Annotated in this window: 27 protein-coding genes; 14 read left to right on the top strand and 13 right to left on the bottom strand. The window is 62.0% G+C overall.

The genetic code is table 11. The features are described from left to right. Positions 1-182: 182 nt before the first annotated feature. From AB8A33_RS08505 to AB8A33_RS08485, 5 genes are all read left to right on the top strand, one after another. Positions 183-446, top strand: a complete 264-nt coding sequence (locus tag AB8A33_RS08505; RefSeq protein WP_439092349.1) for a hypothetical protein — start codon at positions 183-185, stop codon at positions 444-446. Then, a complete protein-coding gene (locus tag AB8A33_RS08500) occupies positions 443-739 on the top strand; it encodes a hypothetical protein (RefSeq protein WP_068736086.1) in 297 nt (98 codons plus the stop codon). Before AB8A33_RS08505 ends, AB8A33_RS08500 begins: the two co-directional genes overlap by 4 nt. A gap of 62 nt (positions 740-801) precedes the next feature. Next, positions 802-981 (top strand): hypothetical protein, encoded by a 180-nt coding sequence (locus tag AB8A33_RS08495; protein WP_068736084.1) that lies wholly within the window; start codon positions 802-804, stop codon positions 979-981. Positions 982-996: 15 nt separating this feature from the next. Then, positions 997-1,272: a DUF1488 family protein gene (locus AB8A33_RS08490; protein ID WP_439092348.1), complete on the top strand. Its 276-nt coding sequence runs from the start codon at positions 997-999 to the stop codon at positions 1,270-1,272. Positions 1,273-1,419: 147 nt separating this feature from the next. After that, entirely contained in the window at positions 1,420-2,256 is an 837-nt protein-coding gene (locus tag AB8A33_RS08485; protein WP_439092347.1) for a tetratricopeptide repeat protein, read from the top strand. A 43-nt stretch (positions 2,257-2,299) separates the two neighbouring features. Here AB8A33_RS08485 and AB8A33_RS08480 read toward each other — a convergent pair whose 3' ends face one another. Together AB8A33_RS08480 and AB8A33_RS08475 are read right to left on the bottom strand one after the other, a co-directional pair. Next, positions 2,300-3,436 carry a tlde1 domain-containing protein gene (locus tag AB8A33_RS08480; protein ID WP_439092346.1) on the bottom strand — a complete coding sequence of 379 codons (1,137 nt, stop codon included), beginning with the start codon at positions 3,434-3,436 and terminating at the stop codon, positions 2,300-2,302. 475 nt (positions 3,437-3,911) lie between these two features. Beyond that, positions 3,912-4,613, bottom strand: a complete 702-nt coding sequence (locus tag AB8A33_RS08475) for a DUF899 family protein (RefSeq protein WP_439092345.1) — start codon at positions 4,611-4,613, stop codon at positions 3,912-3,914. Between the two features lie 167 nt (positions 4,614-4,780). Between AB8A33_RS08475 and AB8A33_RS08470 the strand changes: the two genes are divergently transcribed. Continuing rightward, on the top strand, positions 4,781-5,308 hold the full coding sequence (locus tag AB8A33_RS08470; protein ID WP_439095888.1) for a DUF6886 family protein: 528 nt from the start codon (positions 4,781-4,783) through the stop codon (positions 5,306-5,308). Between the two features lie 163 nt (positions 5,309-5,471). Here the strand turns inward: AB8A33_RS08470 and AB8A33_RS08465 are convergent, their stop codons facing one another. Next, positions 5,472-8,021: a diguanylate cyclase gene (locus AB8A33_RS08465; protein ID WP_439092344.1), complete on the bottom strand. Its 2,550-nt coding sequence runs from the start codon at positions 8,019-8,021 to the stop codon at positions 5,472-5,474. A gap of 181 nt (positions 8,022-8,202) precedes the next feature. Here AB8A33_RS08465 and AB8A33_RS08460 point away from each other — a divergent pair, with 181 nt between their 5' ends. Both AB8A33_RS08460 and AB8A33_RS08455 read left to right on the top strand, forming a co-directional pair. Continuing rightward, a complete protein-coding gene (locus AB8A33_RS08460; protein WP_439092343.1) occupies positions 8,203-8,706 on the top strand; it encodes an RrF2 family transcriptional regulator in 504 nt (167 codons plus the stop codon). Positions 8,707-8,737: 31 nt separating this feature from the next. Further along, complete coding sequence (locus AB8A33_RS08455; RefSeq protein WP_439092342.1) at positions 8,738-9,202, top strand: carboxymuconolactone decarboxylase family protein; 465 nt, start codon at positions 8,738-8,740, stop codon at positions 9,200-9,202. 108 nt (positions 9,203-9,310) lie between these two features. On the opposite strand, the gene AB8A33_RS08450 is transcribed toward AB8A33_RS08455, so the two are convergent. After that, entirely contained in the window at positions 9,311-10,285 is a 975-nt protein-coding gene (locus tag AB8A33_RS08450) for a Bug family tripartite tricarboxylate transporter substrate binding protein (RefSeq protein ID WP_439092341.1), read from the bottom strand. A gap of 283 nt (positions 10,286-10,568) precedes the next feature. Between AB8A33_RS08450 and phhA the strand changes: the two genes are divergently transcribed. Next, the gene (gene phhA, locus AB8A33_RS08445) at positions 10,569-11,456 is read left to right on the top strand and encodes a phenylalanine 4-monooxygenase (protein WP_439092340.1); all 888 of its coding nucleotides are present in this window, start codon (positions 10,569-10,571) and stop codon (positions 11,454-11,456) included. Here the strand turns inward: phhA and AB8A33_RS08440 are convergent. Then, a complete protein-coding gene (locus tag AB8A33_RS08440) occupies positions 11,442-11,891 on the bottom strand; it encodes a helix-turn-helix transcriptional regulator (RefSeq protein ID WP_092146820.1) in 450 nt (149 codons plus the stop codon). The genes phhA and AB8A33_RS08440 overlap by 15 nt on opposite strands. Positions 11,892-12,263: 372 nt before the next feature. Here AB8A33_RS08440 and AB8A33_RS08435 point away from each other — a divergent pair, with 372 nt between their 5' ends. Continuing rightward, complete coding sequence (locus tag AB8A33_RS08435; RefSeq protein ID WP_439092339.1) at positions 12,264-13,640, top strand: outer membrane protein; 1,377 nt, start codon at positions 12,264-12,266, stop codon at positions 13,638-13,640. Positions 13,641-13,690: 50 nt separating this feature from the next. Here AB8A33_RS08435 and AB8A33_RS08430 read toward each other — a convergent pair whose 3' ends face one another. Both AB8A33_RS08430 and AB8A33_RS08425 read right to left on the bottom strand, forming a co-directional pair. After that, a complete protein-coding gene (locus tag AB8A33_RS08430) occupies positions 13,691-15,199 on the bottom strand; it encodes a glycosyltransferase family 39 protein (protein ID WP_439092338.1) in 1,509 nt (502 codons plus the stop codon). Positions 15,200-15,206: 7 nt separating this feature from the next. Then, positions 15,207-16,340 (bottom strand): glycosyltransferase, encoded by a 1,134-nt coding sequence (locus AB8A33_RS08425; RefSeq protein WP_439092337.1) that lies wholly within the window; start codon positions 16,338-16,340, stop codon positions 15,207-15,209. A gap of 460 nt (positions 16,341-16,800) precedes the next feature. On the opposite strand from AB8A33_RS08425, the gene AB8A33_RS08420 reads away from it, so the two are divergent. Continuing rightward, positions 16,801-18,096, top strand: a complete 1,296-nt coding sequence (locus AB8A33_RS08420) for a M20/M25/M40 family metallo-hydrolase (protein ID WP_439092336.1) — start codon at positions 16,801-16,803, stop codon at positions 18,094-18,096. A gap of 35 nt (positions 18,097-18,131) precedes the next feature. Next, positions 18,132-18,935 (top strand): DUF72 domain-containing protein, encoded by an 804-nt coding sequence (locus AB8A33_RS08415; protein WP_439092335.1) that lies wholly within the window; start codon positions 18,132-18,134, stop codon positions 18,933-18,935. 16 nt (positions 18,936-18,951) lie between these two features. On the opposite strand, the gene AB8A33_RS08410 is transcribed toward AB8A33_RS08415, so the two are convergent. Next, the gene (locus tag AB8A33_RS08410; RefSeq protein ID WP_439092334.1) at positions 18,952-19,914 is read right to left on the bottom strand and encodes a Bug family tripartite tricarboxylate transporter substrate binding protein; all 963 of its coding nucleotides are present in this window, start codon (positions 19,912-19,914) and stop codon (positions 18,952-18,954) included. Positions 19,915-20,059: 145 nt separating this feature from the next. Between AB8A33_RS08410 and AB8A33_RS08405 the strand changes: the two genes are divergently transcribed. Both AB8A33_RS08405 and bcsS read left to right on the top strand, forming a co-directional pair. Next, positions 20,060-20,524 (top strand): DUF488 domain-containing protein, encoded by a 465-nt coding sequence (locus AB8A33_RS08405; protein WP_439092333.1) that lies wholly within the window; start codon positions 20,060-20,062, stop codon positions 20,522-20,524. A 133-nt stretch (positions 20,525-20,657) separates the two neighbouring features. Next, positions 20,658-21,500 (top strand): cellulose biosynthesis protein BcsS, encoded by an 843-nt coding sequence (gene bcsS, locus AB8A33_RS08400; RefSeq protein WP_439092332.1) that lies wholly within the window; start codon positions 20,658-20,660, stop codon positions 21,498-21,500. An 8-nt stretch (positions 21,501-21,508) separates the two neighbouring features. On the opposite strand, the gene AB8A33_RS08395 is transcribed toward bcsS, so the two are convergent. From AB8A33_RS08395 to AB8A33_RS08375, 5 genes are all read right to left on the bottom strand, one after another. Then, the gene (locus tag AB8A33_RS08395) at positions 21,509-22,831 is read right to left on the bottom strand and encodes an adenylate/guanylate cyclase domain-containing protein (protein WP_439092331.1); all 1,323 of its coding nucleotides are present in this window, start codon (positions 22,829-22,831) and stop codon (positions 21,509-21,511) included. A 53-nt stretch (positions 22,832-22,884) separates the two neighbouring features. Then, a complete protein-coding gene (locus AB8A33_RS08390) occupies positions 22,885-23,265 on the bottom strand; it encodes a DUF4189 domain-containing protein (protein ID WP_439092330.1) in 381 nt (126 codons plus the stop codon). A 100-nt stretch (positions 23,266-23,365) separates the two neighbouring features. Further along, the gene (locus AB8A33_RS08385; protein WP_439092329.1) at positions 23,366-24,970 is read right to left on the bottom strand and encodes an NTP transferase domain-containing protein; all 1,605 of its coding nucleotides are present in this window, start codon (positions 24,968-24,970) and stop codon (positions 23,366-23,368) included. Next, on the bottom strand, positions 24,967-25,659 hold the full coding sequence (locus AB8A33_RS08380; RefSeq protein ID WP_439092328.1) for an XdhC family protein: 693 nt from the start codon (positions 25,657-25,659) through the stop codon (positions 24,967-24,969). Before AB8A33_RS08380 ends, AB8A33_RS08385 begins: the two co-directional genes overlap by 4 nt. Further along, the gene (locus AB8A33_RS08375; protein ID WP_068736040.1) at positions 25,656-25,985 is read right to left on the bottom strand and encodes an XdhC family protein; all 330 of its coding nucleotides are present in this window, start codon (positions 25,983-25,985) and stop codon (positions 25,656-25,658) included. The genes AB8A33_RS08380 and AB8A33_RS08375 overlap by 4 nt, the downstream gene beginning before the upstream one ends. Position 25,986 lies beyond the last annotated feature (1 nt).

Here is a 25,986-nt window from a genome sequence, read left to right as displayed (position 1 = left end):
AAGCGTCGGCCAGAATGTCATCGATGTGAGATACATCCTCGAAATGGCGACAAAACGTCCAATAACAAGACAATCATAGCGAAATTCGACGAAACACCGGATCGCTCAAAGAAATCGATGGCTAATGTCTGTGAATAGGCGCACGCTGAACACATGCCGGATCTCAGCAGCGACATGCGCGCGTGACGACGAGATCGCGCCGTGAGACCGTTACTTTCAAACATCCTTTCCAGTTGAAGGGCATTGGTCGTTTGATCCCGGCAGGGTCGTATGATGTCATCACCGATGAGGAGATGATCGAGGGACTGTCCTTCGCCAGCTATCGGCGTACGGCGACCATGATTATGGTGCCCGGTGCACCACCCCATACAAGTTCCATGGAGATGATCTCCATTGGGTCGCTTGAGCTGGCAGATGCGCAGCGCATCGATGCGAGCGCACCATGACCGACACTCCCGTCGAGCTGGATAGCCGCCGCGGCATGGCGGCACAGAAGGCCACCGATATCCGGCGCAGTCTTGCCGAAGTCGAATCCAATGCCGCAGCACTGCGTGAGCGGCAGCTGGCACTCGAAGAGCAGTTACTGACCACGCCGGCCACCACATGGCCTGAGGCTGCAGCGAAGGCGCGCTACGTCCTCAATCTCTACGGCGCATCGCTCAGCGCACAGGATACCCAGCACCGCGATCTGATCGCCATCGTTCTGGACGATTTTACGCGGCTTGCCGCCAACGACTGATCCCATCATTACGTAGGTCGCAGCGATCCCGCAGCAGCCAGCGCTCAACCGAAAGCATCCTCATGCAGAACCTCTTGCACCGTCACGTTCAAGTAGCAGAATCTCTCCGCCTCGGCGTCGAGTCCGGCTGGTACAGCACCAAGATCAGCGGAACCTTTGTTACGGGCCCACATCCCACCGAGGCCGAATGCTTGCGCAAGATCGCTGAACTCAACCCTGTCGTGCCGAAGCGCAAGGCCTAACGCGGGAAGACGGTGATGGCGCTTACACACGGTGTTTTCCAAAGCTTCGAATATAATCGTATGGTCGTCCTGTTCTCGATGATGAATGAACAGACCGAAGTCACCTGCGCGATCAGCACCAGTGCGATGGACGAGCTTGAAAAGGCGAAACGCACCAAGCCCGAACAACGCGAGGAGCAATTCGTCCGGCTGCGTGATCGCATCGAGGCCTGCGCAGCGCGCAAATTCGCGAACGCCGAATTTGAGGGCAAGCCGCCCGGTATCGTGCTGCGCAGCATCGATTTCCGGTAGCCTCTCCCACCATTGAACCCTTCCTCCTCGCGGTGTGACCAACGCCTGTCACACGCGAGAGGTAGAGTTATGCGTCACTTTCCAAGCCTGAACCGTTGCGCTATCCGCGTCCTGTTCGCTGCTTTGCTTGCTAGCGCGGCACTGCCGATGACGCGGGCTGTTGCCGACGATGCACAGCAATGTACCGATGCCTCCGGCGTCCTCGCAATCGCGGCCTGCGACCGCGCCATCGCGTCAGGCAACTACCGCGGCCGCCAGCTTGCTGAGCTGCATTTCAACCGTGCCTTCGAGTATAATGAGCGGCATGAGAGCGGCCCTGCCATGGCCGCTTTCGATGAAGCCATTCGCCTGAACCCGGATTATGCCCGTGCCTATTTCATGCGCGGCAATCTCTGGCTCGCCCGCGGCGATAACGACCGCGCCATCAGCGACTTCAACGTGACGCTGAATCTCGATCCCAACAACACCGATGCCTATGTCAATCGCGGTGTCGCCTGGTACGCCAAGGACGACAACGACCGCGCCATTGCCGACTACGACATGGCGATCCGTCTCAATCCGCAGGAAGGCGGCGCCTATAGCAATCGCGGCGGCGCCTGGCTGGTGAAGGGCGATCATGCGCGCGCCATCGCCGATTTCAGCGAAGCGATCCGGATCAATCCAAACGATCCCTGCCCGGTCTTCAACCGCGGCTTCGCCTTCAGCCTGAAGGGGGACAACGATCGTGCCATCGCCGACTACAGCGAGGCGATCCGCATCGCACCGACCTATGTGGCGGCACTGACCAACCGGGGCGGTGTGTGGTCCGACAAGGGCGACAACGATCGCGCCATGGCCGATTTCAATGCGGCGCTGCGCATCAATCCGAAATACGCAAAGGCGCTGTATCTGCGCGGCATGACACGGCTTGAAATGGGCGACAACACGGGTGGCGCTGCGGATGTCGCGAGTGCACGAAAGATCGATCCGAAGGTCGGCTCATAGTGAACATGCACCGCCTTCATGGGCGACACGTCAGTCATATCGATCAGTCGAGCTTCGCGACCACGATGAGGCGCTTCACTTCGCCGTTGCGATAGGCCTGCAGGAACTTGTTGTAGTCCCGGAACGAGACGCAGCCGTTGGAATCGCCATTGGGGCCGAGCATGTAGGTATGCGCGAGTAGACCCGTGCGGCCGTGGATCGCGCCCTCGCCGCCGACCGGCGTCAGGCGCAGCGCGGCAACGCCATGGAACAGAGCCTCGCGCGGCTTCAGATCATAGATGTGCGGCGGGGTCACGCCACGCATCTTCTCATGGGCGTAAGCAGGATTGTCGAGACGGTTGCCGAGGCCGGAATGCGCTTCCAGCTTGGTGCCGTCGGGCATGTACACTTTACGCGCGGAGATGTCGTAGACCGCGGTGGTGCGATCGCTCAGGGTCGGCTCGTTGCTGGCGGCCGCATCGGTGCCGTTGGTCAGCACGCCGCCATCGGAGCCGGCATAAGCGAGCACGGGGCCAGACTGCGGAGCGCTGCCCCCGAACAGTTTTTCAAAGACGTTGAAATTGCCGGACTTGGGCTGCGCGGCCAGCGCCAGCCGGGCCTTCTGCACCAGCGAGTCATGGCCGTAGGCACCGCCCCTGGCGGCGCTGGCCTGTGCGACCGGCTGCGACGGCGCTTGTGTCGCCTGCTGCGGTGCGGACGTCGTACGGGCGTCGGAAGGCCTTGCGGCCGGCATCGGAATGCTGTCGACGAGCTGGCGCACTGTCGGCGCCGGCTGCATCAGCGCGACCTCCTGCGGCTTCGCAGCCGGTGCAGGGATCACGGCTTCAGAAGCCGGGGTGCGCTTGACGAAGCGCTCGGGCGCGGCGCCCATCGAATAGGTCGGGTCGAACCAGGCGACCTGACGCTTCGGCTCGGGCTGTGCGGCCGCGAGCGGCGCATTGACGGCCGGCTCGAAACGCTCGGAGAAGGACGTGCGGTGTTCGGTGCGTGAGAAGCGGCTGTCGAAGCGCTCGGCGAAGGACGACTGGCCAACGCCTGCATCATTACCAAGATTGGCGGAGACCATCGCAGGCTCCACGCCGTTCTGGAAAAGCTTGCCGGCGAGCGTCCATCCACCGGTCAATGCGACGGCAGCAAGAGCTGCGCCGGTCACGAACATGCGTGAACTGGATTTCGACACCTGGTGCGGGCCTGGGCGTGAGGGGGCAGAATGGTTCAACGCACGTTTACTGCTGCTCATACGCCTGACGTCCAACACACGTTTACTAAGCTCCCTGCCCGTTGTGCCTGACGAGACACACAGGTCTCGAAAAGCACCGCGCAGGAATGCGAAACGCCATTAAGGCGAGTTTTAGTTAAATGCGAATTAATTGGAGGTCCCCCACCGATACCTACCTAAAGGCCTGCCAATCATGGCCTTTTTGAGTAACCGACAGGACGAATTCGGGGAACCTGCGAGAGCTTTGCGGGCTCTCGCAGGCCGGTCTCAGGCGCGCTGGGGTTTTGGGTCACGCCCGGCCCGAACTATTGGCGCGCTGTGATTAGGCCATTGGCCTAGCGTGGGGCTGTTGCGCCGGGAACCACGTCGGTTTTGCGGTATTCAGGTAACTATGACGATCAATTTGTGCCGCCTAAGCCGCCAAATGATCACGGCCTTAGTAGTTCAGCTTCGGATACCAGTCGGTGCCCCGCCCCTCCGGCGTGACGTCCAGAATCGTCCAGAGCGGCATCAGATCCGGCGCCCCGCGCGGGTCTTGGCCGGGATCGGCCGTGGACCCATCCATCTCGCCGCTCCAGAAATGGCGAATCTTGCCGCTGCGGCGGGTGAAGACGTTGAAGGCCGCGTCGTCGCCGCCGTCCTTGGTCAGCCCGTGATAGTCACGGCTGAACGCGCCGGAGGTGTCCGAAAACAGCGGCACGTAATGCCAGCCACGCTGCTTTTTGAAGGCGACCAGCCGCTCGATCGGCGAGCGTGCCACAACGGCCAGCGCCACGCGCTGAGTAATGTCAGGCACCTCGCCGTCCCAGGCCGACAGTAGCGATGTGCACATCGGGCACGGTTTCTCGCGCTGCGGCCCATACATGTAGGAGTAGACGACGAGCGTCTGCTTGTCGCCGAACAGGCCCGCGAAATTCACGGGGCCCTTCTCGCCGATGAAGTCGTAGTCCTTGGTCACCTCGCCGCCATCTGGCAGCGCGCGACGTAGTTCCGCGACGCGCTCGATCTGACGCCGCAATTCGATCTCCTCGACAAGCAACGCATTGCGTGCGTCGCGGTATTCACGGCTCTCATTGGGGTAGCGAAAACTGGCCTTCTTCACGAGTTCGGCCGCAGGCGTCAGGCTGGAACCAGTCATGACATGATCCTCCCTTGGTGAATTTCAACGTGCTCCGTCTGAAAGACGTTCCGGGACGGACCAATCCGACATGACGATCCGCAAGTTCATCATGCACAGCTTCGTGAACGGCCAGAACACGCATGACGGTCATTGACGCGCAGTGCGCGGATGCCCATGAGTGCGCCATGCGCCTGTTTCATTTCAGCGAAGAGAACAACATCGAAGTCTTCATGCCGCGGCCGGCGAAGATTGCTTCACCTCGTCTCCATGGACAGGAGTGGCTCAACGGACCACTGGTCTGGGCGATCGACGACTGGCATGCGCCGATGTATCTATTCCCGCGCGACTGCCCGCGCGTTTTTGTCTGGCCGACAGCGACGACAACGCCGGAATACCTCACCGCCTACAAGAAGATGACCTCCTGCCGCATGGTCGCGCATATCGAGTTCGGCTGGCTGGACAAGCTTTCTCAGACGACGATCTATCGCTACGAACTTTCGCCTGACGGGTTCGAGGATCTCGGAGATGCAGGCGCGTGGGTGTCGCGCGCACCATCCATGCCGCTCAATGTCGAGCGGATCGACAACATCGAAAAGGCACTGGAGAATGCCGGCGTCGAGCTGCGCGTCCTGCCGTCTCTGAAGACGCTGGCGCCCCTATGGGACACCTCGCTCCACGTCAGCAGCATTCGGCTTCGCAATGCGTTGGATTGACCGATCGAGCTGCCTCAAACCGACAAAGGATACCTAGACGTTCAGGAGCCGTAGGATCGAAGAGCATCTTCGCGAAACTCATGGCTCGTTGTCACGATGTGCGAGGGGTGTCGCTTCGGCGCAGTACGGCTAGGCTCCACCCTTCCTGTAATTGCCCACGAGCTCAGGCCGCAGTATCGGCCTTCGCACGGCGATGGCTGACCACGACGCGGTTGCGGCCCTCGCGTTTAGCCTCGTAAAGCGCGGCGTCGGCGGCCGCGAGCAGGTCGTCGCCCTTGGCGACGTGCACCGGCATCACCGCCAGACCGATCGACAGTGTGACGCCATCGAGCACGGCCGATGGCAGCGTCACCTGCATGCGATGCACGGCATCGAGCACCTGCTGCGCCCGCTGCGCTGCAACCTCGACCGTCACGCCCGGCATCAGCATCAGGAACTCCTCGCCGCCGAAACGGCCGATGATATCCGACGCGCGTGTCGTCTCGCGCAATATCCTGCCGAGGCCACGCAGCACGGCGTCACCGGCCTCGTGACCGTGGCTGTCATTGATGCCCTTGAAGTGATCGATGTCGAGCATCGCAAGCGCCAGCGGCTTGCCGTCCTGGTGGCTGCGCGCGGTCTCGCGCACCAGGGCATCTTCGAGGTAGCGGCGGTTATGGAGATCCGTCAGCGGATCGCGCACCGCCTGTTGACGCAGCAACTCGCGGAGTTCGAGATTCGCCATCGCCAGCGACACCTGTTCGGCCAGCATCGTCGCCAACTGATCTGCCCCCTCACCGAACGCTGACGTATGCTCGCGGTACAGCAGACCAAGCAGGTTGTTCTGCGCGATCAGCGGCTGACAAATGAACCCCGTACCGGAGACACCGCACGGGCCGGCATGATTGCAGACCAGTCCCTGACTCGCCTCAGAAATCGGGAATGTCGTGCCACGACGCAGCGCCCAGCAGTCATTGACCGAAAACGACACCGCATCGGCCTGTAGCGCGCCCCAATGGGCGCCGCGCTGAACGGCGTTGCGTGCGTTATTCAGATAGTACAGCGCGCCCGCCTCCTCCGTGAACAGGTAGCCTGCATAGGTCTGAACCGCCGCGAAAATCTCTTCGCGCGACTGACACGACTGCAGCACGCCCGAGAGTTCCGTGAGCAGGACGATTTCCTTGCCGCGAATTTCCGCCAGTTGCAGCGAGGTCGTCAGCCGTTCGTTGGCCTCCTCCATAGCGTGCGCATGCGCGCGCCGCTCCGCCTCGACAGCGAGTGCATCTGTCTTGTCCTGGATCACCCAGAGGATATCGCCGGTAGCCAGCGGCTTGCCATAGGCATCGACCAGCAGCGTGGAGCCGTCGCTGCGGCGCAGATGCAATTCGACTTCAGTCGCCATGGCGCTGTCACGAATGCGATTCAACGCCGCATCAAACGCCTCCCCGTCCACCTTCGTCGCAACGAGGTCGTCGATCGTGTTGCCGGGAAGCGTATCGGAGCTGCGACCGCAGAGCTCGGCGATCCGACGATTGCCGCGCAGGATGCGATGGCCGGCCGTAAACAGGATGCCTGCCAGCGGATTGTCGACCAGCGCGCGCTGTTCGGCATCGAGCGTGCTGAGATTGCCGGACAACCGGCGCGACCTCATCGTGATCACGGCGAGCAGCATCATCAGGAGGCTGATGGCGCTGCCGCTGGCGAGGACGACGTTCGGCACTGTATGGCTGACCTCGTAGATCGAGCCGGGATTGGCGGTGAACAGCACGCGCCAGACGCGCTCGCCGACAACCAGTGAACGATCTGCCGAGATCCCTGCCGACATCACCATCTGCGTGACGAGACCGAGATTGGGCTCCAGACTGTCGTACATGAGAGTCGGAGTGACGGTCGTATCTTCCGGCTCGCCAATCATGACGCCTTCCTGCGTCGGCTTGGCGTAACCGCGGTCAACCACCTGGATATGCATCTGCTGCAGCGTCCGCGGATCGAGGATGCCGCGCATCAGGTCGTTGGTACGATAGACCGATGCAACGAAACCGTGGAGCGCCGCGTTTCGCTGCGAGACGGTCTGCGTAGGCTCGCCGGCCCGGTAGATCGGCGCGCGGATAATGAAACCGAGGCCACCCGAGGTGTCCTGCACCAGCTTGACCGGCGGCGTCGCGACAATCCGGCCAGTCTCCGCGGAACGCCGCAGCGAGTCCAGCTGCGCAGGATTGGCACCGGCATCGAAGCCCAACGCGCTTTCGTTGCCACGCATCGGCTCGACGAATTCGACGATGTTGTAGATCGATCGGGGCCCCGGCGGACGCACGGCGAAATCCGGCTGTCCGGAATGCTCGATGCTCCTGTCGGCACGAACTTCGGCAACGAAGGCATCGAGATGGTCCGGCGTCACATGACGCAGCGACTGCAAGGCCTGGAATCCGGGATAGCGGCGGCCGAGATCGAGCACATCGATGTAGCGACGGAACTGGGCGCGATCGACACGGCCGATCGAGGCGTACAATCCCTGCATGCTGACCAGTACTTCGGCGTGGGTGCGCAGCCGTTCGCTGATCGCACTGGAAATATCGACGGCGTCGGCAGCAAAGCGACGCTGCATATCGGCCGCGATCAAACGTTCCGAAAATTCGCGAATGGCGAATGTCGCGGCGAGGCCGGCTCCGAGAATGGCTGCTGCAACGAAAGTCGTCCGCCGCGCCTGCGGCGCCAGCAAGTCACGCAATGCCATGTCGAGTTCCCTGAACTGACCCGGCCCCCCGGCTTCGGATCACAGTACCTTGGTGCGTCATACCGGCATCGGCATTTAGATTCTGTTGCACTGCCCACCTGCGAACCACCTCAGTCACGGACACTTGACGACATCCTTAATCGCGGATAACAATTATCCACGATAGAGATGGAATGAAGCCATGAAGATGAGCGACGGGGTTGAGCAGGCGATCCACAGTGTGGCCATGCTCGCAGGCCTGCAATCGAACGGCGTGTTGTCCGCCGGCGCCCTCGCCGAGTTCCATGGCGTGTCCACCAGCTATCTCCTGAAACACCTTCAGGCGCTTTCGGGCGCCGGCCTGCTCGTCGCACAGCCCGGCCCGACCGGCGGCTATCGTCTTGCCCGGACGCCGGACCAGATCACCCTGCTCGATGTCGTCCTTGCCGTTGAGGGCGATGCGCCCGCCTTCCGCTGCAGCGAAATCCGCCAGCGCGGCCCCAATCCCCTGCCCGGCAAACCCACGGCGCCCTGCGGCATCAATGCCGCGATGTTGCGTGCCGAGCGCGTCTATCGCGACGAACTGGCCAAGGTGAGCATCGCAGATGTGATCGGCGATCTCCGCGCCAAGGACACCGACGGCGTCATCGCTGCCCGCGGCTGCGCCTTCCTCGAACTCAACGAACGACGTCGCAACGCCAACTGAAACCTGAAACCGCACACCAAGGAGAAAGACCATGCAGGCCCGTCTCAACATCGCCAAGGCCGCCCCCGACGCTTACAAAGCCGTCGCGGCGCTCGATCAATATGTTGTCAAGGAGAGCGGCCTCGAGCCTGCGATCGTCCACCTCATCAAGCTCCGCTCGTCGATCATCAATGGCTGCGCCTTCTGCGTCGACATGCATGTAAAGGAATCCCGCCACGACGGCCTCAGCGAGCAGTGGATCAACATGATGTCGGTTTGGCACGAATCGACGGTCTATACGCCGCGCGAACGTGCCCTCCTCGCCTGGGTCGATGCCGTCACGCTGATCGCGCAGACCCGTGCGCCCGATGCCGATTATGAAGCGCTGCGCGCGCATTTCTCGGAAGAGGAATGCCTCAAGATCACCGTGGCGATCGGCGCCATCAATGTCTGGAACCGTCTCGCCGTCGGCTTCCGCGTGCCACACCCGATCGAGAAGTCGAAGGTTGCTGCCTGAGCACACGCTTCGGCTGACAATCGACAAGCGAAAGGCCGGGTTGAAACTTCAACCCGGCCTTTTCTTCGTTTCGCTCTGCCCGACCGATGCGCCAGGCAGTATCGATGGTCAGAAAAGCTTCGCGCCTGACGCATCGACGACGCGTCCCCAGCGGGCGTAATCGTCCTTGATCGTCTGGGCGAAAGCCTGAGGCGTCGAGGTCGTGATGCTGAGGCCCTGCTTTTCGAGACGCTCGCGAACATCCGGCAGCGCACCGATGCGCACCACTTCAGCGTTCAGGCGATCGACGATAGCGTCGGGCGTCCCTGCGGGCACGACGAGGCCGAACCAGGAGTCGACGACAAAATCAGACACGCCTGCTTCCGCCGGCGTCGGCACATCGGGAAGCTGCGACGAGCGCTCGCGGCTGGTGATCACGAGACCCTTGACCTTGCCGTCGCGGATCTGCGGCGCCAGCACCGTCAGCGTGTCGAAAGACAGGTTCACCTGGTTTCCGAGCAGTGCATTGACGGCCGGCGCACTGCCCTTGAACGGCACGTGGAGCAGATCCGTTTCGGTCAGGCTCTTGAACAGCTCGCCGCTCAGATGGCAGAGCGTGCCGGGTCCGCACGACGAGTAGGTGAATTTGCCGGGCTCGCGTTTGGCGGCAGCGACGAGCTCCTTCACTGATGACACCGGCGTATCGGGGCTGGCCGCGAGCACGTAAGGCACCGACGTCAGCATGGCCACCGGCGCGAAGCTCTTGAAGGGGTCGTAAGAGATGGTTTTGTTGATATGCGGCAGGATCGTGAGCTGCCCTGCAGGTGCCAGCGACAGCGTGTAGCCATCCGGATCGGCCTTGGCGACAGCGTCGGCAGCAATAGCCGTACCGGCTCCAGCCTTGTTCTCGACCACAATGGTCTGCTTCAGCGCCTCGCCGAGTTTGTCGGCATAGACCCGCGCCGTGATGTCCGCAGCGCCTCCCGGCGGGAACGGAACGATCAGCTTGATTGTCCGGCTCGGCCAGTTGTCAGCGAAAGCCCCTGCTGCGCCGGAGACCAGCAGCACTGCCGCGAAAGCGCCTGAGAGGAAGCGAGAAGACATTACGGACCGCACGGTCGTATTCCTTATGGTCAATGATGAGAGTGTTTTGCCCGTGCCTCCCGTGAGGTTTCGCCGAGATTTCGCAATCATTTCAGCGATATGGGAGCACGTTTGTCGCCACTGAAAATGTCATCGAGACGGGGTTCCGACAAGGAAACGCCTTTGCAAATGCAACGCAGAGGGTGGTGGATTGCTGTCGCCGAACAAGTCCTTGTGAGAAGTTACTTCTCTCACGACAGCGGCGCCTTATGTTTTGATCGAAACGTCGAAGTCGGAGAGCGTCATGACTGAGCTGGATCATTCGACCGAAAAGAGCCGCTACCTCAGCGCCCCGAAACGCCCGGACTTCACGCTGGACCAGGACTGGGGCTCCTACTCTGCCGCCGAGCACGACCGCTGGGACCGTCTGTTCGCCCGCGCGCAGACCGTCCTGAAAGGCCGCGCCTGCGACGAATTCCTCGCTGCATTGAACATGCTGCAACTGTCCGAATCCGGCATTCCCGATCTGGAGAAACTGAGTGCACGTCTAAAGCCGCTGACCGGCTGGCAGGTTGTACCGGTCGCCGAACTGGTGCCTGACGAGATCTTCTTCGATCATCTTGCCAATCGCCGCTTCCCGGCCGGCGCCTTCATCCGCCCCGAACACGAAATGGATTATCTGCAGGAGCCCGACATCTTCCATGACGTCTTCGGGCACGTTCCGCTATTGGCCAACCCGGTCTATGCCGACTTCATGGAGGCTTATGGAAAAGGCGGCCAGCGCGCGATGGCGCTCGGCCAGTTGAAGAACCTGGCACGATTGTACTGGTACACGGTAGAGTTCGGACTGATGAAGAGCGCGGACGGGTTGCGCATCTTCGGCGCCGGCATTCTGTCGTCAGCAACAGAGTCGGTCTTCGCCTTGGAAGACGCCTCGCCGAACCGGATCGCGTTCGACCTCGAACGCGTGATGCGGACGAACTACATTATCGATGACTTCCAGCAGAGTTATTTCGTCATCGAGAGCTTCGAGAAGCTGCTGCGGGACAGCTATCAGGATTTCGGCGCACTCTATACCCGCCTGGCCAAAGCAGACGACATCGCGGCCGACGAGGTGACCCCTGAGGATTACGTCATCAGCCGCGGGACGCTGGACTATTTCAAGCGCAAGCGCGCATCAGCCATTCATTGACTGGATGCGAAACTTCGCCGGCGACGCGCCGAAGCGACGACGGAAGCTGCGGTGGAAATAGGATAGTTCGTTGAAGCCGCAGGCGGCCGCGACTTCGCTGATCTTCAGGCTGCACTGCCGATCGCCGGTCAGCATGCTGCGGGCCTTTTCAAGCCGGAGCTCCATGATCCGATCGGTGATGCTGAGGCCGGAGCCCTGCAGCAGGTCCTGGACGTAGCGGACGGACAGGCCGAGCTTCTCGGCGACCACCCGGGTTGAGAACTGCTGGTCAGCAAAGCTCTCGTTGATCTGACTGATCACGCTGGCGATCCGCGCTCCGCGCAGGCCGCCGACCTCTGTGAGGTTCACGGGGTCCGGCTTTTCGATGCTGTGCACCTTGGCACGATCGGATCCAAAGTCGGAGTGGCTGCTGAATGCGAGATTTGTGTTTTCCATGTTCCCAATCACCGCCCATTTCAATGTGTGCGGAGATAGGTCGTCCGGACCCCTGACTTTGGTTCAACGCCGACGACGATAATTTATCATCTTTTGAAACCATGCGGCGCACTGCTCCGCCCCGGTGGTGACCCGTAAGTCGCTGGCCGGTGGTCGTCGTGTGGTCCCACGATCGCGCTCCCCAGTAGTACTTCCAGGTGAGACCGAGCGGCGACATCCGCTCACAATACGACGTCGAGCGCGCGATCCTGCACAAAGGAAGCGCGTAGGACCACGACGGGAGCGGTATTTTTATCCATGGTCGCCGCCGAAATGACGCGCGAAGCAGCCCCGATTCCTCGAAGGCTGCCAGCGCACCTGCAAGGAAGCGACATGAAACAACTTCTCCTCGGCACCATCGGCCTCCTCAGCCTCGGCAATGCCGCCATCGCCGCAGACGTGCCGGCCCGCGCCTATACCAAGGCCCCCGCCATCGATCCTGCCTATAACTGGACCGGCTTTTATGCCGGCGTTCATGCCGGTTACGGTCTCGGCGGGACCGAATTGCAGATCCTGAATATCCGGACCGACGGTGCGCTGGGCGGCGTGCAGGCCGGCTACAATCAACAGATTGGCAACCTGCTGCTCGGCATCGAAGCCGACATCAGCTTCAGCGGCATCAAGGGCAATCGCTCGGTGAGCGTTCTGAACCAGGCCACCCTGACCCAGTCGTCGCAGATCAACTGGCTATCAACCGTGACCGGACGCGTTGGCTTCGCCAACGGCCGCTGGCTCACTTACGCCAAGGGCGGCTTCGCCTGGGCCAATGAAGATCACGGCTACGACGTCCAGGTCTCGGTTCCCGGACCGGACAGGATCACGCTGTCCGGCAGCGAGACGCGGCGGGGATGGATCGTCGGCGCCGGCATGGAATATGCGCTTGCCAATAGCTGGTCGCTGCGCGGCGAGTATGATTTCATCAGCTTCCCCGACCACGACTTCGACTTTAACGGTACGCGGGCCTCCACCGGGCCGGTCGTCTCCACGGCGTCGACCAAGCAGACGCTACATCTCATCAAGATCGGCGCGAACTACCAGTTCGGCGCTCCGAACGAGGCAAAGCCGATCCCGCCGCTGCAATACGCACAGACGGGATTCAACTGGACCGGACTCTATCTCGGTGCACAGGCCGGCTACGGATCGGGGCAGGGCAACTGGCGTGACTACACGCCGGTTGGCAAGTTCGCGATGACCGGCGGCTTCGGCGGTGGCCAGATCGGCGCCAATGTACAGCTCGGCGTCATCGTGATGGGCGTCGAAGGCGAACTGGTCGGCGGCGATATCGGCGGCGGCACCCGCACCAACCTTGATAACAATCTCGACGTGCGCTCGCGCACCGAATGGCTTGCAATGGCCACCGCACGTATCGGCATGGTGACCGATGAGCGCTGGCTGACCTATCTCAAGGGCGGTGTCGCCGTTGCCGAGGATCATCACGCCATATCACTCTCGGCGGGCCCGCAATACGCAAATCTCGGCGGATCCCGCCTTCACACCGGTTATGTGGTTGGCGCCGGCGTGGAATATGCCTTCGCACCAAACTGGTCCGTCAAGGCGGAGTATAACTACATCGGCTTTGGCCATGACAAAGCGAGCCTTGAAGGCGTGATCAATGCCCCTCCGCTAGTTGGTTCTTATTATCTGAATGCCGATATTGCGCAGACCATGCAGCTCGGCAAGATCGGCGTGAACTATCACTTTGCGCCATAAACGCGACAGCCGACCACCATCGCGCATCACGCGCATGGTGGTCGCGCTTCCTAGCGCGGCAGCATCTCCGGTGGCGGCGAACGGTCTAGTACATCGCCTTTCGCGCCTTCCAGCAGGTTCAGCTCGACATTCTCCACTACCAGCGGGCCGCGTTTGCGTTTGAGGTCAGCCACCTTCTCGATGCGGGCAAAGGCGGCCTGCCATTCCGGATTGGCCGCAGCATTTTGCTCCCCCACCAGCAAAAGCTTGCCGGACAACTGCTCTGCGCTTGGCTCCGGCATGTTCACCCAGCGAATGCGCTGGGTGCGCTGGAAGACACAGGTCCCCTTCGGCAGATAAAAGGTCAGCCAGCCCGTGGTGCCGTAATCGGGCGCCACCACGCATGTGGCCCCGACACGGGCGCGAATGGCCTCGATCTCGGCCGCCAGTTCGACGAACCCCACCCCGATGCTGCGGACTGTCGCGTCACGCTTGTAGCCGGATAGCAGACCCGTATTGGCCTGCACCACCAGTGCTGTGAACATGACGACGCCGGTCGGCCCCGCCCAGCGCAGGCAGAAATCCACCGTGCGCTGCTCGCGCGGCTTCCATTGCACGATGGTTGCCGCGACGGCAGCAATGATGGCCAGCGTCGGATAGACCGGCGCGAACCAGTTGGCCTCGACGCGGCTGTGCAGTGCATGCCAGCCGAAATACAGCACGATGACCCAGAACATCGCATTCAGCAGCACCCGCGCCGGCCACGCTCCAGGCTTGCGGACGGCCAGGGCATAGAGGCCCATCATGCCGAGAATGAACACCAGCGGTGTCGCGAAGGCGAATTGGGTCGGAATCAGTTCAGCGATGAAAGCCGGATTGAAGTGATCGATCCGAGCACGTCCGAGCTGCTTGATGAAGGACACCCAGCCATGTTCGGCATTCCAGAACAGCACCGGCGAGAACACCGCAAGTGCTACGAGGCCGCCAAGATAGGGCCATGGCGAGATCAGCCAGCGCCGCGTCTTCGGCACGGCGATGAGCCAGATCAGGATCGCCGGTCCGAAAAACAGCGCTGTATATTTCGACAACAGCGCTACGCCGACGGCCACGCCCACCGCGAGCCACCACGCCCCCTGCCCCGTCGCCAGCACTTGGGCGAGCGTCAGCAGTACGAAGCTTGACGCGACCAGCACCGGCGCGTCCGGCGTCACGATCATCAGACCGACCGACGTGATCATCGTCGCGTTGAGCAGGATCACCGCTGTCGATGCGATACGCTGACCGCCAAACAGTAGTTCGGCCGTGCGATACACCGCCCAGCTCATCGGCAGCGCCAGCAGCACCGAGACAACCCGGACGCCGAACGGAGTATCTCCGCCAATCATGGTGCCGAGCCGGATCACCACCGCGACCATCGGCGGATGGTCGTAATAGCCACCCGCCAGATGTTTCGACCACATCCAGTAATAGGCTTCGTCGAAGGTCAGCGGCGTCCAGGCGGCGGCTGCGAGACGCAGCAGCACCAGGCCGATGATGACAGCCGCGGTGCCGCGCACCAGCCGCAATTCCTGCGCGGTCATCCCGCGATCACCGTTTGCGCCAGACGAACAGGCCAGACATTGCGTAGTTCCAGACCACGCCCATCAGCGCGCCGGCAGCGCCCGCCAGCCACCAGATCGGCTCCTGATCGAAGACCGACCAAGCCACGCCGACATTAGCGAGCAGACCGACGCTGCAAACAACGTAGAAGATCGCCAGACCGCGCAGGATGCCGAAACCCTTCAGGCGCTGGTCGCGATAGGTCAGGAAATTGTTGAGCAGGAAGTTGCTGGTCATGGCGCAAAGCGCCGCAATGGCCTGCGCTTCGGCGAATGGTAGATCGAAGGCTTCCAGCGCGACAAACAGCACCGCGAAATGCACGAACAGGCCGAGCGAGCCAACCAGCGCGAACAACAGGAAACGCAGCGACACGGTATCGTTGGTCAGCTTCGCCAGCACGAGGCCCAGAAAATCGAGCGCCACCATGGAGTCGAGCTTGCTCTCGCCGTGCAGGCGCGAGCCGAAGGTGTAAGGGACTTCGATGATGCGCAGATCGCCCTGCGCGGTCGCCACGACGTCGAGCAGGATCTTGAAGCCCTGCGTCGAGAGCTGCGGCGCCAGTTGCTCGAAGCGATCGCGGCGGATCATGAAGAAACCGCTCATCGGATCGGCGATCTTCACGCGCAGCACGCGCTGCGCCACAGCGGTCGCGAATTTGCTCGCGCCAAGCCGCTGCTGGTTGAAACTGTCGGCGCTGCCGCCCTCGATGTAACGGCTGCCGATCACCAGTTCGGCGGCGCCGCTTTCGATCAGACCGAGCATCTTGCCGAGCTGGGTCTCATCGTGTTGCAAGTCTCCGTCGATCACCGCCGCGCAGGGCGCGCTGGAGGCCAGCATGCCTTCGATGCAGGCGCCGGACAGGCCGCGTCGGCCGATGCGCCGGATACAGCGGACGCGTGAGTCATTGCGCGCCAGTTCGCGTACCGCGTCGGCGGTGCCGTCCGGCGAATTGTCATCGACGAAAATGACTTCCCAGGAAATGCCGACCAGCGCCGCGTCCAGCCGCTGCACCAGGGTGGCGACATTGCCGTGCTCGTTGAAAGTGGGGACGACGACGGACAGCTGCAGCGGAGCACCCGCCTGCAAGATCTGTCCGGGCTCCGGTCTGATGGGTTCGTTCATGGCGCCAGCATATATCTGCCGCGCCGGACCATGCCAAGGCGGACAAGGAACAGCGAGGCCTTAACAGGAGCCGGAACAAGCCATCAGAGGGGGAAAACGGCCAAAAGTGGCCCCAAAATGCCAACGACCCCGAACAACAGGCGCACGTACATCCGGCGCACCGAGCTATTCAAGGTCGTCCCGGCGCCGGAGCTATGAAGCATCAACGTCGCCGTTGGAGAGAAGATATGGACGCCGGAGACGTTCCGCAAGGGGTGTCCCAAGCTGCTTTCAATGCCACATTCCGGCCGCGAACACCGCACCCCGGCACCATTCTGTTGCTGGCGAGCTATAGCCAGCCTTGCGGGTGCCCGTTACCTTACCCGAGTCAACAGCGGCGCGTTCGCGCGGTTTTCTCGAGGCGGAAGCCCCGCCTGAACCGCGACCACAATCGTCTCCGCGCGTGATAATCGGAGATGCCATGCGACGCTCGCTCGGACCATGCCTATTCGCTGCATCGCTGACGCTGGCATCCTTCGGCAGCAGCCATGTCACCGCGCAGACAGTTGATACCGTCACGACGACGCTGCTGTCCGATTCGCGCATCATGGCTGCGCTCGATGCCATTAAAGCCGACGATGCCCGCACCCTGAAAGAGCAGATCCGGATCACGGAAATTCCCGCGCCTCCGTTCAAGGAGAACGTGCGCGGCAACTACATTCTGTCACGGTTTCAGGAGCTGGGCTTCAAGGACGCCGTGATCGACGCCGAGGGCAATGTCATCGCCCGGCGCAAGGGCACCGCGGGAACGCCGAAGCTGGTCATCTCCGCACATCAGGACACGGTCTTTCCCGAGGGGACCGACGTCACGGTGAAGGAAAAGGACGGCGTCTATCTGGCGCCGGGGATCGGTGACGATGCCCGTGGGCTCGCGGCCCTATTGTCTTTGATGCAGACCCTCAACACGCAGCAGATCGCGACGGTCGGGGACGTCATGTTCGTCGCCAGCGTCGGCGAAGAAGAGCTGGGCAATCTGCGCGGCGTCAAAGCCCTGTTTCGCGACAACAAGGACATCGACGGTTTCATCTCGATCGACGGACTCGGCGTCACGCGGATCGTCAACCAGGGAACGGGAAGCCATCGCTACGAGATGATCTTCAAGGGTCCGGGCGGTCACAGTTTTCAGGAATTCGGCCTGCCGAGCGCGACACATGCGCTGGGTCGCGCAATCGCAAAAATCTCGGAGCTGCAGACACCCGCGGATCCGAAAACCACCTTCACGGTCGGAACGGTGAGTGGCGGCACATCCGTCAACGCCATCGCTGCCGAAGCTCGCATGACGATCGAATTCGACGAAGAACTGTTGAAACTCGAAGCGAGGCTTCTCGATCAGGTGAAGGACGCAGTTGGTGAAGAAAACAAGCGCTGGGGATCAGACAAGATCACTGTCGAGATCAAACTGATCGGCGACCGTCCGGCGGGCGTTGTCGCGGAAGACTCTCCTCTCGTGCAGGCGACCGCGCGCGCCGTGACCACGCTGACCCGCGCGCCCCATGTCACCTTTGCTGGCTCCAGCACGGACTCCAATCTCGCGATGTCGCTCGGCATTCCTGCGGTGACCATCGGCGGCGGCGGCCAGGGCGGCAACTGGCATTCGCGCAATGAATGGTACAAGCCCGTGGATGCGTATATCGGGCCCCAGAATGCACTGCTGACGATGCTTGTGCTGACCGGCGTGGAGGGTGTGACCAAGCCAGTGCTGCCGGCGCGACACTGAGTAATACGGCGAATACTGAAAGGATCGGCCTCACAATGGTTGCGAAATCCGGACAAATCCGTATCGGCATCGGCGGCTGGACCTTCGAGCCGTGGCGCGGGACATTTTACCCGGAAAAGCTGACCCAGGCGAAGGAGCTTGGCTACGCCGCCTCCAAGCTGACCTCCATCGAGATCAACGGCACCTATTATGGCTCGCAGAAGCCAGAGAGCTTTCGCAAATGGGCGAGCGAGGTGCCGAATGATTTCGTGTTCTCGCTGAAGGGCCCGCGCTTCGCCACCAACCGCAAGGTGCTTGCAGAAGCTGGCGATAGCGTGAAGCGCTTTTATGATTCCGGCGTGCTCGAACTCGGCGACAAGCTTGGCCCGGTGCTGTGGCAGTTCATGCCGACCAAGAAATTCGACGAGGCCGATTTCGGCGGCTTCCTCGAACTGCTGCCACGCGAACTGGATGGCCGCGCCCTGCGCCACGTGGTCGAGGTGCGGCATAACAGTTTCTGCACGCCGGCTTTCATCGCCCTGCTGCGCGAGCACAAGATCCCCGTGGTGTTCTCCGAACACGCGACCTATCCGGCGATCGCTGATGTCACCGCGGACTTCGTTTATCTGCGCCTACAGAAGGGCGAGGATTCGATCCCGACCGCCTATCCGCCCAAGGCGCTTGATGCCTGGGTCAAGCGCTTTCAGGATTGGGCTGGCGGCGGCGAGCCCGGCGACCTGCCACGTGTCGGCGATGGCAAAGTGAAGAAGCAGCCGCGCGACGTGTTTGCCTATGTGATTCACGAGGCCAAGGTGCGCGCACCGCACGGCGCGATGGCGCTGATCGAGCGGGTAAAGTAACGTCCACGGGCGCTACTTAATCCAGTTTGATACCTGCCTCGCGGATCAGTTTTGTCCAGGTCGCGTGTTCTGATGCGATGAAGCCGTCGAGCTTGTCGTCGGGCATATCCCAGGGCTCACCGCCGCTCTTCTCGAAGCGCTCCTTCAGATCGGGCAACACCGCCCGAATATCCTGACGGAGTTTTGCGATCACCGCAGGCGGCGTTTTGGCCGGCACGAAAATGCCCAGCCATGAATCGACATCGAGGCCGGGCACGCCCGCTTCCGCCATGGTCGGAACATCCGGCGCCAGCGGACTCCGCTTCGACGACAGGACCGCGATGCCCCTCACCTGCCCCGTCTGCACATAAGGCAGCCCGGCAGCAATTGAATCGAAGAACAGGTCGATGCGGCCTGCCAGCAGATCGGCAAAAGCAGGCGGAGACCCTCTGTAGGGTACCTCCTGCAGCTTGACGCCAGCGGACCTCATAAAGGCTGCGGCCACCAGTTGCTGGCCGGTCCCGACGCCGGCGGTCGCCACGGTGATCGATCCCGGCCTGTCCAATGCGGCAGCAACGATCTCCTTCGGCGACTGCTGCGGCAGATCCTTGCGGCCGACCATCACGTAGCCAAACTTGTAGACCAGCGCGACCGGCACGAAATCCTTCAGCGGATCGTAGGCAAGCTTGGCGTAAAGCGCGGAGTTGAAGGCCATGTTGGAGAGGCCGCCAACCATCAGCGTATAGCCGTCCGCGTCGCTCTGGGCGGCAGCCTGCGTGCCCACGACAGTACCTGCCCCGGGCTTGTTCTCGACGAAGAACGCCTGCCCCGTTCGCTTTGCCAGCGCATCGGCGAGATGCCGTCCGACCAGATCGTAGCTCCCGCCGGGGGCGATCGGCACGATGATCCTGACAGGACGATCCGGATAGATGCCTTGTGCCGACACTGCAGAATGAAAGGACACCAGCGCGAGCGCGACCGCGCTCAGAGCACCAACCATGCGAAGCATTATTCCCCCGGTGATATCAGCCATTGAACTGGCGGAGTTTGTTGAGTTCACTATGTGTCATGTTGCAGATCGGAGCAACGCCTCGCGGCTAGCCGCGACATTGTGCCAATCATTTGTCGATCACCTGGATGCTCACATGGCCCGCAAGACACCCCGCCTCTTCACCATCGGTTACGAGCAGACACCCGCGAAAGCCGTTCTCGACGAATTGCAAAATGCCGGCGTCAAGCTGCTGGTCGATGTGCGTGCCGTCGCCGCATCGCGGCGGCCGGGTTTCTCCAAGAACCAACTCGCCGCCGGCCTCGACGAGCGCGGCATCGGCTACATCCATCTGCGCGGACTGGGCACGCCCAAGGACGGCCGCGAAGCCGCACGCAGCGGCAAGATCGCAGCGCTTGAGAAGATCTATATGGCTCATCTCAAGACACCGCAGGCACGGGAGGAGATGGATGAGCTGGCGGCGCTGGTGACGAAGTCCGGACCAGTCTGCATCCTCTGCTACGAGCGCGACCACGAACACTGTCATCGGCGCTGGATCGCCGAGATCATCGAGGAGCGCGAAGGCGCCAAGGTTCAGAACCTGCTGCCGTCACAGCTTTGAAGCTGCCGCGGCGGCTCATCAGCAAAATTTCTCCCTCACCGGTTATCCACACTGGACATCAGCCTATCCACAGAATAATCTACCTTAAGTTGTATTTTATGGTTGCGTTTCTGTTGCGTTGGGTGGGGGCTCGATGCGTTGGGGACTGGCATTACGCGCATTATGCGTTGCAGCGGCGGCACACTCCTGCGGCGTAGCCTCGGCTCAGGATATCGGCGAGATCGATGCCACGATCGAGCCGGCATCCGGCTCATCGAGCTTCTGGTCGCCCCTGTTCGACACGCGTATCAAAAAACGGCGTGCCTTCGATTTTCTCTCCGGCGGCATGCCGGACCGTCTGATGTATTTCGGCGGCGTGGACGCGTCGCATTGGAGCCTCGGCGCCTATATGGGGCTGCAATGGGCTCCCGCCGGCCTGAACAAGGATGGCTTCATCCTGCGTTTCTTTTTGTCGGAAAACCTCGAACGCTACACGACAGGCGCGCGCTCCGACTACACCCAGATCAGCCGCGCGGCGATCCTGCCGGGCTACCTCATCCGAAACGGCAATCTGGAAGTTCAGCTATTGGCTGGCCTCGACATGGAAGCCGACTATTTCTACCACGATCAGCACCGCTCCCGGCTTCGCGCGATGCTCGGCGCGCGGGGCACGATGGATGTCTGGTGGGAGCCGACACGCGAGCTGATGCTGCAATATGCCATCTCCGGCACGACCATCGACACTGGCTATACCACGCGCATTGCGGCCGGCTGGCGCCTGTTCGATTTGTTCTGGATCGGCCCGGAGGCCGCACTGTCGAATGACTATTTCAGCCAACAGACCCGGATCGGCGGCCATCTGACTGGCTTGCGCACCGGCCCCTACGAATGGTCATTCGCCGCGGGACATGTGCGGGACAATTTCGAGCGCCAAGGAGTCTATGCGCGCTTCGGCATGGTCATGCGACCGCCCCGCGCGCCATTCTTCGAGAACTGACGCAGCACTCAGCCCAAGCGCCAGATAGCCTGCGGCAAGTCATAGCCGCGGATCGGCACATCGCCGAGCAGCTCCGCGTCGCTGCAGGCATTGCCCAACGCATCGCGTATGGAGGCAGAGATCAGTAATTGCGAGCCGAACTGTTTGTTGAGCGCCTCAAGCCGGGCCGCGAAGTTCACGGTATCGCCGATGACGGTGTATTCCTTGCGGCGCGGGGAGCCGACATTGCCGGCAATCACGGTTCCGATATGGAGCCCGATGCCGATGCGCAGTGGCCATTCACTGTCCTGATTGCTTTTCTCGACAGCTATGAGCATCTCGCGTGCCGCCTGCACGGCGCAATGCGCCGCATTCGGATCCTCAATGGGCGCTCCGAACAGCGCGAGAAATCCGTCACCCAGAAACTTGTTCACGATCCCGGAATGTCGATCCAGCACATCGACCAGCAATGCAAACGTCTCGTCGAGCCGATCCACCACCTCGCGGGGCGAATGCACACGGGTCGCTGCGGTAAAGTTACGGATATCGACGAACATCACCGCGACCTGACGCATCTCGGTCGTGGAGCTCGTTCCCGACGCCAGCAACTGCTCCACAACCTGCGGCGAGACATGCTGACCGAACAGATTGGTGACACGATCGCGCGCCGAAGTTGCCGCGATGCTCGCCTCGAACTGGCGACGGAGTTGCAAGCCGACCGCGCCCGCAAGAATACCGCAGAGCAGGACCATGGCGCTGCGGATAAGCTGAAACGCTAAATCCGGTGCGGGTTCCGAGGCGAATTGCACCGGATGATACAGCATGGCCATCGCGAGCATCTGGGCGGCCGCGACAAAGCCGGTAAACGTCGACAGCCAGAAATCGAGCCGAAGCGTGGATAGAATGATGAAGATGAAATAGGACAAAGGCGCCGCAAATGCCAACGCCGCCGCCGGCCCCATCCAGCCCATATGGAGATGTAGTGCTGCAGTCGGAATGCTGGTCTCGATGAGTGCGCTCAGATAGCGCCGCCCGTGCGCAATATCCTGCCCTGCAGCGATGCGCTGATTGACCTTATAAAGAACGAAGAACTCGAACAGCAGCAGCGGGACCGTGATCATAAAAGACGATGCGAGATCGAACTGGCCATTGGATATGCGCGCGAAGCTCGACGGCGCCAGCAAATAGCCGATGGACAGTGACAGCGTCACGATCACCACGGTGCCGATCACCGTCTTGACCCGCAACCGCTCGGTCAACAGCATCTCGCGGCTCAGCGCCTTGCGAAATTCCCGAACGGACGGATCGGCGTCGGCGGCAGGCTTCAAAAGTGTCCGGAAAAATTGAATCATTGCAGCAGTCTAGCTGCCGCAGGCGCATTGAACGAGATATTTGTCAGGGAGCTCTAGCCCTTGGCGTCGCAGGCCCAGGCGCGAATGACGCACTCCTTGCCGCCATAATCGTAACATTTCTTGGTCGCCTGATTCAGCGAGCTGGAAATGCGCGGCGCCACTGCATAGCCGTGCGCGCCGCAGGGATTCTTCATATCGACGGCGAAGGCCGCGCAGGCACGCTTGATCGTCACCGTCGTGCATTCACCCTTGCATTGCTTCCTGGCAGCGGCAAGGGCCGCATCCTGCGCCAAATAGTCGAAGGCCTGGCCATAGGCACCGCACTTGCCCACGGCGAGGGCACCAGCGGCCGAAGCCACATCCATGGTGCCTAAGCTCATCAACAAGGCAACGGCGAGAATCGCGCGACGACGCGCGGCAACAAACAATGACAATTTCCCCTCCCCCGAGGCCGAACGAGGCAGACGCTACAGGGAGGGCGTTTCAACTTGGTGAACAAAAGCGAAATGCGGCGGGCCGCCGCATCCGGGATGCTCAGCCGCTCCGCGCGTCTTCCAACGCCTGCGGCGTATCGATATCGAGGAAGGCGCCGTGACCTTCGACCGCTACATCGGCAACGGCTTCAGCGTGCTTCATGATCAGGTGCCGAGCGCCGATATCGCCGTCCAGCGTCATCAACTCGTTGAAGAAGCGCCGAGACCACAACACGGGATTACCGCGACGGCCCTCGCTCACAGGAACGACGATGAGGTTGCCGCGATCCGGCGCGAAGGTCTCGATCAGGCGGTCGATCAACCGGGCATCGATCAGCGGCATGTCGCCGAGACAGACCACAGCTCCATTGGCATCGGCCGGGACTGCCGCGATGCCGGCCTTCACCGAACTGGCAAGGCCATCGGCAAAATCAGGGTTGTAGACGAACGTGACTTTAAGTCCGGCCAGCGCCTTCTCGACCTCTGGGGCCTGGTGACCTGTCACCACCGTTACGCTCGACGCTTTCGATGCGATCGCCTGTTCGGCGACGATCCGGACCAATGCCTTGCCGTTGAGTTCGGCGAGCAGCTTGTTCGGCCCGCCCATCCTGGTCGAACGGCCGGCAGCCAGAATGACGGCGGCGACGTTGCTGTTGCCATCGCTGCCGACGGGCACGCGCGGCTGTGGCCGGGTGACGATTTCCATCAGCAAACCGCCAACGCCCATGCCGGTGAGATCGGCGCGGGTCACCTTGAGGCCGGCCAGCAGCCGCATCAGCACCCAGTCGAAACCATTTTCCACCGGCGACCGCGCGCAACCTGGCGCGCCCAGCACCGGCACGTTGCCGGCCCGGCCGATCAGAAGCAGATTGCCGGGATCGACCGGCATGCCGAAATGTTCGATGGCGCCACCGATCTGTTCGATCGCCGACGGAATGACATCGCGGCGGTCGGCAATGGCCGAGGCTCCGAACACGATCACCAGTTCGGCGCCGAGCCCGAGCAGTTCCTTGATTGTCTTTGCCAGCACCTTCTCATCGTGCGGCACGCGGCGCTCAGCGATGATCTTCGCACCGGCAGGCGCAAGGCGTTCTTCAGTCACACGCAGCGTCTTGTCTATCACCTTCGGCGACAGCCCCGGCAACAGCGTCGAGACGATGCCGACTTTTTTGACCGCGTAAGGCGCGATCCGCATTGCGCCGCCCGAGGCAGCCTGAACGGCCGCGTCGCGCAGCGTACCGGCGACGCCGAACGGGATCAGCTTGACGGTCGCGATCATCTCGCCTTCGACCACCGGCTTGTAAGCCGCCAGTGTTGCAAAGGTGATTGCTTCATCGACGGCATTGATACGATCGACGATCGCCCGATCGACGACCAGCATACCCGGAGTCCCCGCAAACAGATTGGCGCGGCCCGTGAAGGCGCGCTCGACATTGACGCCCTCGCCCGCCACTGCCTGCGCGATACTGGCGGCAGCGACGTCCTCGGACACATCGCCGTCCTCGAGACGCACGACGACCACGTCCTTGACGCCGGCGCTGGTCAGCGCTGCGACTTCATCGGGACCGATAGTGGTGCCCTTCTTGAGAACGAGCGAGCCCTGACGCAGGGTATGGACGGTCACGCCGCCTAACGCATCTGCCGGGCTGGCAGGACCGAATTTCATACGGCACTCACTTTGGGCATACGCAGTTCGGCGGTGATCTCGGCCATGATCGAGACCGCAATCTCCGATGGCGAAACAGCACCGATATTGAGACCGATCGGCGCCTTGATCCGCGCGAAGTCTGCCTCGCTGACGCCCTGCGCCTTCAGCCGATCGCCGCGCTTCGCATGAGTCTTTCGCGAACCGAGCGCGCCGATATAGAAGCAGTTCTTCTCGAACGCGTGCAGCAGCGCGGGATCGTCAATCTTCGGATCATGGGTCACCGCGACGAAGGCCGTGTAGTGATCAATGTTGAGGCCCGGCAGCGCCTCTTCGGGCCATTCAGCGATCAGCTTCACGTCCGGGAAGCGCTCGGGGCTGGCAAAGGCTGTGCGCGGATCGACCACCGTCACATCGTAATCCAGCGAGCGTGCCAGCGGCGCCAGCGCCTGGCTGATATGGACGGCGCCGATGATCACGAGGCGTGCGGTCGGCGCGTAGACGTTCAGGAACAGCTTCTTGCCGTCCGACTCGACCATCGCGCTCTTGCCCATGCGAAGCTGCTTTTCGAGCTCGGCATGCAGTGGATCAGCCCCGAAATCGGCAGCCTTCACCAGGCGTTGTGTTCCGTTGGATATATCGGTGATCAAAATGACAGGACGCCGGGCGGCGCGTTCCGTGTTCAGGGTGGCAAGTGTCTCGGCTTTCACGACTGACCGACCTTCTCGACGAACACGCGGATGGTGCCGCCGCAGGACAGGCCGACATTCCAGGCGGTTTCGTCAGCCACACCGAATTCGAGCAATTTTGGCTCGCCACTCGCAATCACATCAAGCGCCTCGGTGACCACGGCGCCTTCGACGCAGCCGCCAGAGACCGACCCCAGGAAGGTGCCGTCGTCATTGATGACGAGATTCGAGCCTGCGGGGCGCGGCGCCGAACCCCAAGTCTCAACCACGGTTGCCAGCGCCACGCCGTGCCCGGCCTTCTGCCACGCCTCGGCGGCCTGCAGGATGTCTTCATCGCGATTGAGCATG

Origin of the sequence: Tardiphaga sp. 813_E8_N1_3 (assembly GCF_051811025.1) — a bacterium.
Lineage (GTDB): Bacteria > Pseudomonadota > Alphaproteobacteria > Rhizobiales > Xanthobacteraceae > Tardiphaga.
Note: the sequence above shows the minus strand (reverse complement) of the source record. Positions and strands in the feature narration are given on the sequence as shown.

Coding starts and splice junctions, on each gene's coding strand:
- AB8A33_RS08500 (WP_068736086.1), top strand. CDS start 443: ATGACCGACACTCCCGTCGAGCTGGATAGCCGCCGCGGCATGGCGGCA.
- AB8A33_RS08495 (WP_068736084.1), top strand. CDS start 802: ATGCAGAACCTCTTGCACCGTCACGTTCAAGTAGCAGAATCTCTCCGC.
- AB8A33_RS08490 (WP_439092348.1), top strand. CDS start 997: ATGGCGCTTACACACGGTGTTTTCCAAAGCTTCGAATATAATCGTATG.
- AB8A33_RS08485 (WP_439092347.1), top strand. CDS start 1,420: ATGACGCGGGCTGTTGCCGACGATGCACAGCAATGTACCGATGCCTCC.
- AB8A33_RS08475 (WP_439092345.1), bottom strand. CDS start 4,613: ATGACTGGTTCCAGCCTGACGCCTGCGGCCGAACTCGTGAAGAAGGCC.
- AB8A33_RS08470 (WP_439095888.1), top strand. CDS start 4,781: ATGCGCCTGTTTCATTTCAGCGAAGAGAACAACATCGAAGTCTTCATG.
- AB8A33_RS08465 (WP_439092344.1), bottom strand. CDS start 8,021: ATGGCATTGCGTGACTTGCTGGCGCCGCAGGCGCGGCGGACGACTTTC.
- AB8A33_RS08460 (WP_439092343.1), top strand. CDS start 8,203: ATGAAGATGAGCGACGGGGTTGAGCAGGCGATCCACAGTGTGGCCATG.
- AB8A33_RS08455 (WP_439092342.1), top strand. CDS start 8,738: ATGCAGGCCCGTCTCAACATCGCCAAGGCCGCCCCCGACGCTTACAAA.
- AB8A33_RS08450 (WP_439092341.1), bottom strand. CDS start 10,285: ATGTCTTCTCGCTTCCTCTCAGGCGCTTTCGCGGCAGTGCTGCTGGTC.
- phhA (WP_439092340.1), top strand. CDS start 10,569: ATGACTGAGCTGGATCATTCGACCGAAAAGAGCCGCTACCTCAGCGCC.
- AB8A33_RS08440 (WP_092146820.1), bottom strand. CDS start 11,891: ATGGAAAACACAAATCTCGCATTCAGCAGCCACTCCGACTTTGGATCC.
- AB8A33_RS08435 (WP_439092339.1), top strand. CDS start 12,264: ATGAAACAACTTCTCCTCGGCACCATCGGCCTCCTCAGCCTCGGCAAT.
- AB8A33_RS08430 (WP_439092338.1), bottom strand. CDS start 15,199: ATGACCGCGCAGGAATTGCGGCTGGTGCGCGGCACCGCGGCTGTCATC.
- AB8A33_RS08425 (WP_439092337.1), bottom strand. CDS start 16,340: ATGAACGAACCCATCAGACCGGAGCCCGGACAGATCTTGCAGGCGGGT.
- AB8A33_RS08420 (WP_439092336.1), top strand. CDS start 16,801: ATGCGACGCTCGCTCGGACCATGCCTATTCGCTGCATCGCTGACGCTG.
- AB8A33_RS08415 (WP_439092335.1), top strand. CDS start 18,132: ATGGTTGCGAAATCCGGACAAATCCGTATCGGCATCGGCGGCTGGACC.
- AB8A33_RS08410 (WP_439092334.1), bottom strand. CDS start 19,914: ATGGTTGGTGCTCTGAGCGCGGTCGCGCTCGCGCTGGTGTCCTTTCAT.
- AB8A33_RS08405 (WP_439092333.1), top strand. CDS start 20,060: ATGGCCCGCAAGACACCCCGCCTCTTCACCATCGGTTACGAGCAGACA.
- bcsS (WP_439092332.1), top strand. CDS start 20,658: ATGCGTTGGGGACTGGCATTACGCGCATTATGCGTTGCAGCGGCGGCA.
- AB8A33_RS08395 (WP_439092331.1), bottom strand. CDS start 22,831: ATGATTCAATTTTTCCGGACACTTTTGAAGCCTGCCGCCGACGCCGAT.
- AB8A33_RS08385 (WP_439092329.1), bottom strand. CDS start 24,970: ATGAAATTCGGTCCTGCCAGCCCGGCAGATGCGTTAGGCGGCGTGACC.
- AB8A33_RS08375 (WP_068736040.1), bottom strand. CDS start 25,985: ATGCTCAATCGCGATGAAGACATCCTGCAGGCCGCCGAGGCGTGGCAG.